The following is a 239-nucleotide window of genomic DNA, read 5'->3' as shown; positions in this document are numbered from 1 at the left end:
GACTGGAAATCGACGTAGTGCGGCAGCTTCAGGTGCGAGACGAAGCCGCCGGCCTCGACGTTGTCGCAGTGCATCAGGACGAACTCTTCCTGCTGCGCCGGCGACACCACCTCCTCGCCGTATTCCTCGGCGCGCAGGGCGCGGTCGACCAGGGCCATGCCCATCGCCTTGCGCTCGGCGTAGCCGAAGGCCAGGCCGTAGCCACGGGTGAATTGCGGCAGCTCCTCGCGGGAACCGAC

Annotated in this window: 1 protein-coding gene; it reads right to left on the bottom strand. The window is 67.8% G+C overall.

The window, feature by feature from the left end:
- Nucleotides 1–239, bottom strand: a 239-nt coding sequence (locus BST14_RS32285; protein WP_142279740.1) for a carbon-phosphorus lyase complex subunit PhnI, incomplete at both ends; no start/stop codon positions are given.

The organism is Mycobacterium arosiense ATCC BAA-1401 = DSM 45069 (genome assembly GCF_002086125.1).
Taxonomy (GTDB): domain Bacteria; phylum Actinomycetota; class Actinomycetes; order Mycobacteriales; family Mycobacteriaceae; genus Mycobacterium; species Mycobacterium arosiense.
This window is presented reverse-complemented; position numbering and strand designations above follow the sequence as displayed.